Source organism: Mesorhizobium sp. M1004 (genome assembly GCF_040318795.1).
Classification (GTDB): domain Bacteria; phylum Pseudomonadota; class Alphaproteobacteria; order Rhizobiales; family Rhizobiaceae; genus Mesorhizobium.
On sequence record NZ_JAMYNB010000006.1, the window covers coordinates 133,438 to 145,141 of the forward strand.

11 protein-coding genes are annotated in these 11,704 nt (G+C 63.0%); 6 read left to right on the plus strand and 5 right to left on the minus strand.

The genetic code is table 11. From position 1 onward, the window contains the following. Nucleotides 1-14 precede the first annotated feature (14 nt). From NKH54_RS14535 to NKH54_RS14550, 4 genes are all read right to left on the minus strand, one after another. Complete coding sequence (locus NKH54_RS14535; protein WP_023682951.1) at nt 15-872, minus strand: carbohydrate ABC transporter permease; 858 nt, start codon at nt 870-872, stop codon at nt 15-17. Continuing rightward, on the minus strand, nt 872-1,792 hold the full coding sequence (locus NKH54_RS14540) for a carbohydrate ABC transporter permease (protein ID WP_353028447.1): 921 nt from the start codon (nt 1,790-1,792) through the stop codon (nt 872-874). Before NKH54_RS14540 ends, NKH54_RS14535 begins: the two co-directional genes overlap by 1 nt. Nucleotides 1,793-2,122: 330 nt before the next feature. Beyond that, nucleotides 2,123-3,361: an ABC transporter substrate-binding protein gene (locus tag NKH54_RS14545; protein WP_353028448.1), complete on the minus strand. Its 1,239-nt coding sequence runs from the start codon at nt 3,359-3,361 to the stop codon at nt 2,123-2,125. 68 nt (nt 3,362-3,429) lie between these two features. Continuing rightward, nucleotides 3,430-4,488 (minus strand): LacI family DNA-binding transcriptional regulator, encoded by a 1,059-nt coding sequence (locus NKH54_RS14550; RefSeq protein WP_353028449.1) that lies wholly within the window; start codon nt 4,486-4,488, stop codon nt 3,430-3,432. 410 nt (nt 4,489-4,898) lie between these two features. On the opposite strand from NKH54_RS14550, the gene NKH54_RS14555 reads away from it, so the two are divergent. Then, nucleotides 4,899-6,824, plus strand: coding sequence for a tetratricopeptide repeat protein (locus NKH54_RS14555; protein WP_353028450.1), 1,926 nt, complete (start codon nt 4,899-4,901; stop codon nt 6,822-6,824). A gap of 231 nt (nt 6,825-7,055) precedes the next feature. Here NKH54_RS14555 and NKH54_RS14560 read toward each other — a convergent pair whose 3' ends face one another. Continuing rightward, entirely contained in the window at nt 7,056-7,949 is an 894-nt protein-coding gene (locus tag NKH54_RS14560) for a LysR family transcriptional regulator (RefSeq protein ID WP_353028451.1), read from the minus strand. Between the two features lie 146 nt (nt 7,950-8,095). On the opposite strand from NKH54_RS14560, the gene NKH54_RS14565 reads away from it, so the two are divergent. From NKH54_RS14565 to NKH54_RS14585, 5 genes are read left to right on the plus strand one after another with little or no spacing between them, the layout of a single operon-like run. After that, nucleotides 8,096-9,286, plus strand: coding sequence for an MFS transporter (locus NKH54_RS14565; RefSeq protein ID WP_353028452.1), 1,191 nt, complete (start codon nt 8,096-8,098; stop codon nt 9,284-9,286). Next, nucleotides 9,283-9,753, plus strand: coding sequence for a cyclophilin-like fold protein (locus NKH54_RS14570; protein ID WP_023724826.1), 471 nt, complete (start codon nt 9,283-9,285; stop codon nt 9,751-9,753). The genes NKH54_RS14565 and NKH54_RS14570 overlap by 4 nt, the downstream gene beginning before the upstream one ends. Nucleotides 9,754-9,772: 19 nt before the next feature. Next, complete coding sequence (locus NKH54_RS14575; RefSeq protein ID WP_023724825.1) at nt 9,773-10,168, plus strand: (R)-mandelonitrile lyase; 396 nt, start codon at nt 9,773-9,775, stop codon at nt 10,166-10,168. 25 nt (nt 10,169-10,193) lie between these two features. Beyond that, entirely contained in the window at nt 10,194-11,210 is a 1,017-nt protein-coding gene (locus NKH54_RS14580) for a zinc-dependent alcohol dehydrogenase family protein (RefSeq protein WP_023682961.1), read from the plus strand. Between the two features lie 57 nt (nt 11,211-11,267). Then, on the plus strand, nt 11,268-11,702 hold the full coding sequence (locus NKH54_RS14585; protein ID WP_352790357.1) for a lipocalin-like domain-containing protein: 435 nt from the start codon (nt 11,268-11,270) through the stop codon (nt 11,700-11,702). Nucleotides 11,703-11,704 lie beyond the last annotated feature (2 nt).

Consider the following 11,704-nt stretch of genomic DNA (forward strand, 5'->3'; position numbering starts at 1 on the left):
CATTTCACGGCGGGTCATTTCACCGCGCCGGCCATCAGGCCGCGGATGTAGAAGCGCTGCAGCAGCAGGAAGAGCACCAGGCACGGCACCATCATCACGGTGACGCCCGCCTGCACCGCGCCCCAGTCGATGGCGCCGAAGCGGCCGGACTGAAGTGCGGTCATCATGATCGGCAGCGTGAATTTGGACTGATCGGTCATCAGCACGAGTGCGGCCAGGAATTCGTTCCAGGCGCCGAGAAAGGCAAACAGCGCGATGGTGACGATGCCCGGCCAGACCAGCGGCAGCATCACCTTGAGCAGCATGGTGACGTTGTTGGCGCCGTCCATGCGCGCGGCTTCCTCGATCTCGCGCGGCACCGCGTCGAAGGCGTTACGCATCATGAAGATCGAGAACGGCAATTGCAGCGTGGTGTAGACCAGGACCAGCCCGGTCAGCGTGTTGTGCAGGCCGACCTTGGTCAGCACCAGGAAGATCGGCGTCAGGATGGACTGGAAGGGGATCATGATCGTCGACAGGATGACGATGAAGAGCACATCCTTCATCGGAAAGCGGAAGCGCGAAAAGCCATAGCCGGCCAGCACGCTGACGACGACCGACAGGATCACCGTCATCGAGGCGACATAGAGGCTGTTTTGCGCCGGCAGCCAGAGGCCGTCGCCAAAGGTGTCGAGCGTGCGATAGTTCTCGACCGAGAAGCCGGTCGTCGGCCACGGCGGCAGCGGCGGCTGGCGCGCCTCCTGCGCCGGCTTGAAGGTCGACAGCACGGCCCAGACGATCGGCGCGATGAACAGCACTGAGGCGATCATGCCGGTCGAATGCTCGGCGATCCTGAGCCAGAGGCGGCTGCTGCGGCTTCTTGCCTGCGCCATCAGTCGATGCCCTCCGGCTTGCGCAGCAGCCACAGCTGAACCAGGCTGAGCGCCACCAGGATGGCGAGCAGTATCATCGACAAAGCGGCGCCATAGCCGAGCTTGAACGAGACGAAGGACTGGTTGAAGATCCAGTAGACGGCGGTCAGCGTCTGGTTGCGCGGGCCGCCGCGCAGGATGATGTAGAACTGGTCGAAGGCGAGGATCGAGCCGGCGATCGACAGGATCAGCGCCAGCGCCAGCGTGCGGCGCATCAGCGGCAGGGTGATGGCGCGAAAGCGCGCGAACGGCCCTGCCCCGTCGATCATCGCGGCTTCCTGCAGATCGGTCGGGATCGACTGCAGGCCGGTCATCAGGATGATCATGGTGAAGCCCGCCACCTTCCAGACGACCATGGCGATGATCGACCAGAAGGCCGGCTGGAAGGTCGCCAGCAGGTTGAACTTTTTCGCCGTCAGGCCGAGGTCGTAGGCGGCAGGGCTGAACAGGCCGGAATCGACATTGAGCAGCCACGACCACAGCAGGCTGGCCGAGGCGAAGCCGACGACCGCCGGCATGAAGAAGGATGTCCGGTAAAAGCCGGTCAGCCGCCTGGGCTTTTCGATGAACAGCGCCAGCGGAAAGGCGACGGCGAAGATCACGATGGTGACGATCACGGTGTAGTAGGCGGTGAAGCTCAGCGCGTTCCAAAAACGGTTGTCGCGCAGGATCGCCCGGTAATTGTCGAAACCGATGTAAAAATGCTCGCCCATCAGCGGCCAGTTGTGCAGCGACATCCAGGCCGTCATGCCGAGCGGGATGATGAAGAATACGACGACCAGCGCCACGGCCGGCGTGACATAGAGCAGGCCGATCCACTGCCGGCGGCCGGCACCGACCAGTTTTCTGGCGCGTGGCGGGGTGGTGGTGGTGATGGTCATTTACCCTCCCCCTTGTGGGGAGGGTCGCTGCGCAGCAGCGGGGTGGGGGTGCGGCGCCGGCCTCCCACCCGGACCTGCGGTCCGACCTCCCCGCAAGGGAGAGGTAGGGCGTCGGTGCGATGATTGAGAATGCCAGAGGTCATGCTGCTCTTCCGTTGGATCTCGTAGGGCGGTGGGACACACCTCCCCCACCCCGCTGCTTCGCAGCGACCCTCCCCACAAGGGGGAGGGTAAGGAGCGCCGGCCGCCCGTCCAGGGAGACGGACCGGGCGGCCGGATCAGGACCCGCGACGGCAAGGGCGTTGCACCGCCCTCGCCGCCGGCCAGTCCTTATTTCTGCGCCTGGTCGATGATCGACTGCATGGTCTCTTGTGCATTGGCGATGGCGCCGTCGACGTCGTCGCCGAAGACGACCTCGTTGATCATCTGCGTCCACGGACCGTTGGCCGAGTTGATCAGGTCGTTGAACACCACGGAATAGGGCGTGCGGCCCTTGGCCATGGCTTCGGCGGCGATCTGGTAGCGCGGATCGAGATCTTTCAGCGCCTCCTTGGCGATGTCGCCGCGCACCGGCAGGCTGCCGTATTTGGCCAGGATGGTCTGGCCTTCGAGCGAATAGGCGAAGTCGAGAAACTCCTTCACCACGGCGAGCTTCTTGGTGCCCTTGGTGACGACGAAATTGTCGCCGCCGGCAAACGACGACCAGCCGCTGTCCTTGCCCGGCAGGAAGGTGACGCCATAGTCGATATCCGGATACTGCGTGTTGAGTGCGCCGATGGCGAAGGCGCCGGACGGCGAAATGCCGATATTGCCGGTGGCGAAGGCGGCAAAGAAATTGGCGCCGGTGTCGGTCTGCGCGCCGGCCGGCACCAGATCCTTCTTGACCATAGAGCGGTAGAGGTCGATGGCGCCACGCAGTTGCGGGCTGTCCAGCGTCGCCTTCGAGCCGTCCTCGGAGAGGATGTCGCCGCCCGATGCCCACACCAGCGGCGTGAAGGTGAAGATGTTGCAGCCGCCGCAATTGCCGGAGAAATAAAAGCCCTTGATGTCGCCGCCGAGCGCGTTGACCTTTTCGGCATCGGCCTCGATCTCGGCCCAGTTGGCCGGCCCCTTGTCGGGATCGAGCCCCGCCTGCTTGAACAGCTTCTTGTTCCAGATCAGCACCGAGGCGTCGGCCGAGAACGGCAGCCCGTAAATGTGGTCCTTGTAGGTGCCGGTCTTGACATGCGCCGGCGACAGGCTGGCGAAATAGGGCAGCGATTTCGCCCAGTCGGTGATGTCTTCGAGCTGGCCGGCGGCGGCAAAGGATGGCGTGTAGATCAGGTCGAGCGACAGCGCGTCGGGCGCCGTGCCGCCGGCGGCGGCGGCGCCATATTTCGGAATGATCTCCGCATTGGGAATGATGTCCAGCTTGACCTGGTTCTCATGGCCCTTGTTGAAGGCGTCGACGATGCGCGGCATGAAGTTCGAGCCGTCGGCGCGAACCCAGATATTGGCGGTGTCGGCGGCCATTGCAGGCAAGGCAATGATGCTCGCGGCGAGCGCGAACCCGGTAATCTTGGTCTTCATGGTTTTCCTCCTCATGGTTTTTCTCCTCCTCCCTGTTGCGGCGCTCTTGGATCGCGCCGCGCGTTCTCCTAGCCGTCCGGCGGACGGCCGCATGACTGACGCACCACCAGCCGGCACGGCAGTTTTCGAATGCCCGGCGCGGCGGGTTGGCCGCCGACGAGCGAAAGCAGTGTGAGGCCGGCCTCGCGGCCGAGCGCTGCCAGGTTCATGTCGACCGAGGTCAGCGACGGGCGGGTCGCCTCGGCCACGATCTCCCAATTGTCGAAGCCGATGACGCCGACATCATCAGGCACGCCTAAGCCGCGCTCGCGCAGCGCATCGATGACGCCGCGCGCGATCTGGTCGTTGCCGCAGAACACGGCATCGGGTTTCTCTCCCTTGTTGTTGAAGAGCGTTGGGCCGTCGAACAGCTTTCCGACGGCTTCATGCCCCCAGGCTTCCGACCACGAACCGAGCAAGGGCTCGCTCACAGGCAGGCCGTGCGCGGCCAGCACATCGCGAAAAGCCTGCGCCCGCTCATTCACCACGGCAAAGCTGGCGGGACCGCTGACATGGGCGATGCGGCGGCGCCCGAGGCGGCAAAAATGCTCGACCGCCAGCCGTGCCCCGCCGGCGTCGTCGGAGACGAAGGCGATGGCATCGGGATCGGGCTGGCTGAAGGCGTAGATCACCGGCACGCCGAGATTGGCGAGGTCGACCGGCAAATGGCGGTCGATGCGCTTGCCGCTGGCGATGATGCCGTCGATGCGCTTGTCCAGCATCGCCTCGACATGCAGCTGCGCCAGCCGCGGATCGTCCTCGACATTGCACATGAACACCGAGACGCCGGCATCGACCAGCGCATCCGAAATGCCCGACATGACCGGCAGCGAAAAGCGGCCGTACGTATCGTTGGTCAACAGGCCGACAGTAAAGGAACGCCGCCGCAGCAGGCTCTGCGCCAGGCTGTTGGGGCGAAAACCGAGCCGCTGCGCCGTCTCGCGAATGCGCTGCCGCGTCTCGGCCGTCATCCGCCCCTGCCCGTTCAGCGCCTTCGAGGCCGTGGCCACACTGACACCAGCCATCGCCGCGACTTCACGCAGGGTGACGGGTTGTTTGGCGGGCGTTGGCGAGGCGTCGGAGGGCATTGGTCGGGAATAAGTCTCGGATTGGGAAAAGGTTTTCTCTTACGGCTCGTTACCTGTCGAGGTGGACATCGGCGGTTGCGGCGGGGTTTGGGAAAAGGTTTTCTCAGAGGAGATTAGGATGAGAATTTGGGTATGGCAAGTGGGTGTGGGGAGTGGAGACGCGCGATCGACGAGGTTCTTCTTCATGACCGCGTCGCGCAGAAGGGTGATTGTTGAGCAGATATTCTGATGTCGCCTTTTGGGGCCGGAAGCGGACTTGCGGCTTGGAGGCTTGGAATGTGAGAAGCGGACGTTCAGGCGCCGCCATGCATCGACGCCCTCTGACCCATCTCGGAAGTCGGCCGGATAGACTCCAGGCCAGATGACCAATACAATCCCAGATGCCGGGTTTCTGAAAGTATTCAACCCACATGGCCGAGATTCGAGCCCAACGCCGCCTTGCCGCGATTCTAGCTGCTGATGTCGTTGGCTTTTCGCGCCTCATGGAGCACGACGAGGCTGGCACACTGGCCGCTCTCAAAGCGCGGCGGCGCGATGTTCTGGTTCCATTGGTTGCCCAGTACCACGGCCGCGTGGTCAAGGTGATGGGCGACGGTGTGCTGGTGGAATTTGGCAGTGCGGTTGATGCCGTCCAATGCGCCGTCGAACTGCAGAAGGGTTTTACCGGGGCCAACGAGAGCGTGGCCGAGGCCTACCGCATCGTCCTGCGTATCGGCATCAATCTGGGCGACGTCATCGTAGAGGGCAGCGATCTCTATGGCGACGGTGTCAACGTGGCAGCCCGGCTGGAGGGTCTGGCTGAGCCCGGGGGCATCTACGTCTCCGCCACCGTGCACGATCATGTCACCGGTAAGCTGACATTGGCGTTCGACGATCTCGGCGAGCACGCGCTCAAGAATATCGCAAAGCCGGTGCAGGTTTACCGCGCCGGAACAGGCGGGACCGGCAAACACGCGGTGCAACCGGTGCATCAACTCCAGGATAAACCATCGATCGCGGTTCTGCCCTTTGTCAACATGAGCGGCGATCCTGAGCAGGAGTACTTTTCCGACGGCATCACCGAGGACATTATCACCGACCTTTCGAAGGTGTCCGGGCTCTCCGTGGTCGCGCGTAATACCGTCTTTACCTTCAAGGGCAAGGCGGTATTAATCGAGGAAGTGGCGAAGAAGCTGAATGTTGCCTACGTCCTGGAGGGAAGCGTACGCAAGGCTGGAGGACGGGTGCGCATCACGGCTCAGCTAATCAATGGTCTTGGCGGTGACCATACCTGGGCCGAGCGATATGACCGGACGCTGGACGATATCTTCAAACTGCAGGACGAGATTTCCAAGACCATAGTCGATGTCCTCAAAGTGAAGCTGTTGCCCGAAGAACTGGAGACTATTACAAACCGCTCGACCGACAACCCAGAGGCTTACGAGACGCTGTTGATGGGCAGGTCGTTCCTCAACAGGGGAGTCGAGACGAAGTTTATCAAAACAGCGCAGCGACTGTTTGCTAGAGCTGTTGAAGTTGACCCAAATTATGCGCGCGCTTATGCCGCTTTGGCTGATTGTGAGTGGCTTCTGTTAACTTGCAACGATCCCGACGCCAGCTTCGAGGCAGTCCTTTCCAACAGCTCACGGGCGCTGGAACTTGAGCCAGGTCTCGCCGACGCCCATGCATCACGTGGCGGGGCCTTGTTCGTAAATGGCCGGTATGCCGAGGCGGAAGTCGAGTTCGAGCGAGCTTTAGAATTAGACGCTAGCTCTTCCGATACCTATTTCGCTTACGGCCGGAATTGTTTCATTCAAGGTCAATACGAGAAAGCTGCCGGTCTGTACCAGCGTGCTGTATCGTTGTCACCCGATGACTATCGGGTCTGGACCAATCTAGGGATGGTCAATGTTTCACTCGGCCGCAGCGACGACGCCAAGGAAGCAGCAAGGCAAGGTGTGCTGCGAGTGGAAAAGGAAGTCAAAGCGCATCCCGACAATGCCACCGCGCTATGTTACGGTGCCGCAATGCTGGCAGAAATTGGCGAGATTGAACGCGCGCTGTCGTGGGCCTCTCGTGGGGAAATGTTCGCCGGAGACAACATTCCGGTTCAGTACAACTTAGGCTGTTTTTATGCGAAGCTGGGCAAGACGGAGCAGGCTATCGATTGCCTTGAACGTCAGCTAACTGCATCACATGCTTACCTCGTTTTGCGCGTGCCTTGGATGCGTCGAGATAGCGACCTCGACTCGCTCCGCGCTCATCCCCGTTATATCGCGCTTGTCAATCGGATGGTGGCCCAAATAACCGCGACTGGGGCTCGAATATCAGCAGGCCACGAGGGAGTGAAGCATTGACCCTGAATATGATGCCCAGAAAATGAGTTGGTTGAGGGCAGGTCCGTTCCAGGCGCAACTACGCCCTCAAGCGCGGTCGCCGGTAATGTCCGCTGTCAGGTGGTGGCACAAGTCAACTTTAACGGCCGACATGGGCGCAAAGCAGCCTTCCGCAGCGTCGAAGTCAAAGAACTTGGGGGCAGAACCTGCCATTCACCACGCTCAGCTTCATGATCCAAACAGTCCCTGCGGTCAGATGCGATGGCGGAGCGCGTCGATGATCACCGCCATTGCGGGGGAGAGCTGTCGCCTGCTTGGATAGTAGAGGTGATAGCCGGCAAATGGCGGGCTCCAGTCGTCAAGCACGAGCCTGAGACGTCCATCGGCGATGTGGTGGCTGACGAGGTTTTCCGGGACATAGGCGATCCCGAAACCGCCTGTCGCAGCCTCGATCATGGGAATGGACGAATTGAAGGTGAGTTGGCCTTCCACCCGCACACGAAGGTCGCGGCCATCCCTGGCGAATTCCCAGGCATATAATCCGCCGAACGTCGCCTGCCGCATATTGATGCAGTCATGATCGACCAGGTCCTGGGGCGCGGTCGGAACCGGATGGCGGGAAAAGTAGTCCGGCGAAGCCACGGCCACGAGCCTCCAATCCGGCCCGATGCGCACTGCGATCATATCCCGGTCGATGCTCTCGCCAAGCCGCACGCCTGCATCGAAGCGCTCCTCCACAATATTCTTCATGCCGTTGTCGCTGTAGAGCTCGATCCGCACGTCTGGATTGTCGTTGAGCAAGGGCTGGAGCTTCGGCCAGACGGTCGTCTGCAGCGCATGGTCGGACAGGGTGATGCGGACCGTTCCGGAGGGCTTGTCGCGAAAGGCCACCAGGCTTGCGAGGTCGGATTCGATTTCCTCGAAGCGGGGAACAAGAGATTGGAATAGTCGCTCGCCGGCCTCGGTCGGAGAGACGCTCCGCGTCGTACGCGTCAGCAGACGGACGCCAAGGCGAGCTTCAAGCTCCTTGATTGTCGAACTCAGGGTCGACTGCGAGGTTCCCAGCTTTGCCGCCGCCCTGGTGAAACTGCGCTCCCTGGCGACCGCCACGAACCAGAGCAGATCCTTCATGCCATCGCGCTGCATAGGGCACCTCCCATCGGGCATTTATATCATGAGCAGATAAGTCCATGCGGATTGCTTAGTCTACTTAAATGGGTTCCCCTGCAATATCTTCTGGCGACGGAGATTTGCCGCTGATCCGTCCCGGTCGCTTTGCCAGGATGCCAATCATGGAAACCACGTACGACACAAGGCTTGTTGAAAACCGCGCCGCATGGGTCGCGGTGTTGTCGATGGCGCTGTGTGTTTTCGTGCTCATCGCGTCGGAATTCATGCCGGTCAGCCTGCTGTCGCCGCTAGCGGCCGATCTCGGCATCACCGAGGGCCGGGCGGGACAGGCGATCTCGATTTCGGGCGCTTTCGCCGTGGTGACCAGCCTGCTGGTCGCCGGCCTCACGCGCCACATCGACCGCCGACTGGTCGTGACCGGCTTCACCCTCCTCCTCATCGTGTCCGGTCTGGCTGTCACCTTCGCGCCGAACTACGCGTTGCTCATGGTCGGCCGGGCGCTGCTCGGCATCGCGATCGGCGGGTTCTGGTCGATGTCGACCGCGATCGTCATGCGCCTCGTGCCGCAAGACATGGTTCCGAAGGGTCTCGCCATGCTGAACGCCGGCAATGCCATTGCGACCACCATCGCCGCGCCGCTGGGCAGTTTCCTTGGCGCCTATGTCGGCTGGCGCGGCGCTTTCTTCCTCGTCGTGCCGTTTGGCCTCCTGGCGCTGGCCTGGCAGTGGACAAGCCTGCCGGCGCTGCCGCCGCGCCGCAGGAATCGTGCCGGCAATCCGCTGGCGCTGCTCGGCCGTCTTCCCGTTGCCACCGGCATGGCGTCGATCATGATGCTGTTCATGGGCCAGTTCGCGCTCTTCACCTATCTGCGGCCCTTCCTCGAGAACGTCACCCGGCTCGACATCGCCGCCCTCTCGGCGGTCCTGCTGGCGATGGGGCTGGCCGGGGTGCTCGGCACATGGTGCGTCGGCCGGCTTTTGCGCACGCGTCTGTTCAGCATCCTCACAGTCATCCCGCTGGTCATGGCTGCGCTGGCCGCCGCGCTCATCGCCTTCGGTGCACTCCCGGGTCCCACAGCGCTGCTGCTCGTTGCCTGGGGCTTGTTCGGCATGGCCGCGCCGGTCGGTTGGGGCACGTGGCTCAGCCGAACGTTGCCGAACGACGCGGAGGCCGGCGGCGGGTTGCAGGTAGCCGTCATCCAGTTCGCCATCACCGGCGGCGCCGCGATCGGCGGCACGCTGTTCGATACGGTCGGCTGGTGGGGACCGTTCACTCTGGGCGCGGTGTTGCTCTGCGGGTCGGCGCTCGCCGCCCTTGCCGCAGCGCATATGGCCCGGAGGTCTTTGCCGTGACGAACGAACATGCGCCGCTCAGCCGCCGGACATTGCTCGGCGCCGCGCTCGCGGCGGCGGCCCTGCCTCGCACAGCCGCCGGCCAGGAAAGCCAATCTCCCGTCAGCCAGGAGCCCACCGAAATGAAGATCAGGATGGTTTTCAACGGCCGCACCATGACCGCCACGCTCTACGACAATCCCTCGGCGCGCGACTTCTTCTCCATGCTGCCGCTCGACCTCGAGATCGAGGACTACGCCCACAACGAGAAGATCGCCTATCTGCCGCGCAAGCTGACGCAGGAGGGAAGCGGTCCGTTCGCCGACGAGCAGCCCTATGACCTGTGCTATTTCATGCCCTGGGGCAACCTGGCCATGTTCTACGCCGACTACCGCCATCCCGGGCTGATCAGGCTTGGCCGCTTCGACGAGGGCGAGCGGGCCCTGCACATTCGCGGCAAATTCCCGCTTCGCATCGAACGCATTTAAGGACGCAAAGGAGATCACCATGGACATTGTTCGCGCCGGCACCAGGCCTTCCGGCAAGGGACCGCCTGACTGGTTCACCGGAACGGTGCGGATCGATCCGCTCTTCAATCCCTTCGACGCCGAGCGGGTTCAAGGCGCACAGGTGACCTTCGAGCCCGGCGCCCGCACCGCCTGGCACACGCATCCGCTCGGCCAGACGCTGATCGTCGTCTCCGGCCTCGGCCGCGTGCAGCGCGAGGATGGCCCGGTCGAGGAAATCCGTCCGGGCGATGTCGTCTGGTTCGCGCCCGGCGAAAAGCACTGGCACGGCGCGTCGCCTCGGACCGCCATGACTCACATTGCCCTCCAGGAGGTCAAGGACGGCAAGGTCGTGGACTGGCTGGAACATGTCAGCGACGCCGACTACGGCGCCTGATCTTCTCCCCTCGAAAGGAACCAACATGCTTGCAACCGTTCTTCACAAACCGGGCGACATACGCTGCGAGGAAATCGCCGATCCGAAAATCATGCGGCCGACGGACGCCATCATCAAGCTGTCGGCAAGCTGCATCTGCGGCTCGGACTTGTGGCCCTATCGCGGGCTGCAGCCGGTCGCCGGGCCTATGCATATGGGCCACGAATATTGCGGCATCGTCGTCGAGGTCGGCGCAGAGGTGCGCACGGTCCGCCCCGGCCAGTTCGTCGTCGGGTCATTCTGCCTCTCGGACAATACCTGCCCGCATTGCCGCTTCGGCTTCCAGTCGTCTTGCGTGCAGCGCGAGTTCATGTCGGGCGCGCAGGCGCCTTACGCTCGCGTACCCTTGGCCGATGGCACACTGGTCGCCACCGCCGAGGTGCCGCCGGCCGACCTCATCCCTGACCTGCTGGCGGTGTCCGATGTGCTCGGCACCGGCTGGTATGCGGCCGACGCAGCCGAGGTCCGCGAAGGATCGACGGTGGTGGTGGTCGGCGACGGTGCGGTCGGCCTGATGGGCGTGCTTGCGGCCAAGGAGATGGGCGCCGAGCGCATCATCGCCATGAGCCGGCACGCCAGCCGCCAAAAGCTCGCCCGCGAGTTTGGCGCGACCGACATCGTCGCCGAGCGCGGCGAGGAAGGCGTGGCCCTCATCAAGGAACTCACCAAGGGCGTCGGCGCGGACTCCGTGCTGGAATGCGTCGGCACGGGAGAATCCTTCGACCAGGCGCTGGCCTGCTCCCGCCCCGGCGGCACCATCGGCTATGTCGGCGTGCCGCACGGCGTGAACTTCGACGGCCAAAAACTATTCTTCGGCCAGAAACGCATGCTGGGCGGCCCGGCGCCGGTGCGCCGCTTCCTGCCCGACCTGATGGACCGTGTGCTGCAAGGTCGGATCATGCCCGGCAAGGTCTTCGACCTCAAGCTGCCGTTGGCCGAGGTCGCTGAAGGCTATCGCGCCATGGACGAGCGTCGCGCCATCAAGGTCATGCTTTCGGTGTGAGCAAGATCGGGCGGACGGCCTGTGCGCACCCACAACTCAGAAAAGGAACAACGACATATGACTATGAGATTAAAGATTGCCGCCCTTGCGCTTGCCCTTTCGGTCGCCACGCCGGCTCTCTCGCAAGAATCCGCGATCATCGGCGCATGGCGCATGATTTCGCTCGAGGCCGGCTCCGAGGGAAACCTGAAGCCCGTGTCCTATTCCGGCCAGGTCATCTTCACCGAGGCCGGCACCCTCTCTGTGCAGGCGCAGAACCCCGACCCCAAGGCGCAGGACACGCCTTACACGGCGAATGGCTACGAAGCCTATTACGGGTCGGTCGCCATCAACGACCAGGACAAGACCTTCGTCATCACAATCGAGTCCTCCCTGGTCCGCAACCTTGTCGGGAAGAGCATGAAACGCAAATTCGAGGTCTCGGACAACAAACTGGTCCTCACGCCGGACAACCCGGCCGAAGGCTGGCGCGTAACCTACGAACGCTACTGATC